Source organism: Bradyrhizobium sp. NBAIM08 (genome assembly GCF_020193935.1).
Taxonomy (GTDB): Bacteria; Pseudomonadota; Alphaproteobacteria; order Rhizobiales; family Xanthobacteraceae; genus Bradyrhizobium; species Bradyrhizobium yuanmingense.
This window is the reverse complement of sequence record NZ_JADYVR010000123.1, coordinates 1-487: the sequence shown is the minus strand read 5'-3', so window position 1 is coordinate 487 and position 487 is coordinate 1. Positions and strand designations below refer to the sequence as shown.

General features: G+C 67.6%; 1 protein-coding gene. It reads left to right on the top strand.

The window, feature by feature from the left end; translation table 11 throughout:
• Nucleotides 1-166: 166 nt before the first annotated feature.
• The coding region (locus I6F37_RS38720) for a hypothetical protein (RefSeq protein WP_225154175.1) at nt 167-487 on the top strand (321 nt) is incomplete at its 3' end.

Genomic DNA, 487 nt, shown 5'->3' with positions numbered 1-487 from the left:
GGCAGCGCCTGCGGAACCGAAGAAAGACGAGAGCGTTGCCGCGAAAAGCGCAACGACGCCCGAAGCCGCTCCACCGGCAGCCGCAACGCCACCGGCGAGCGCGACGATCATCCCGCCTCCGGCGTCGACGTCGACGCCCGCCACCGGCGCGGCTCCCGGCACATCCTTGCCGCCGGCTGCAGCTGCGACAACATCGGACGCGGGCACGACGGCGCAGTTCGAGCGCTTTCTCAGCCTGACGATTACCGACATCCTCATCGCGCTCTTCACGCTGGTCGTCGCGCTGTTCGCGTGGCGCTTGTCCGCCGCTGTCGCAAGACTCGCATCGACTGCGCACAGCCAGTCGGAGATCACGCGACGATCGGTGGAAGCAAGCGAGCGCGCAGCCGAAGCTGCAAAGCGCAGCGCCGACGCCGCAGAACGATCTTCTACGGTGTTGCAGGATCAATCCGCGCGCCAGCTCCGGCCGTACGTCACGGTGAAAGAG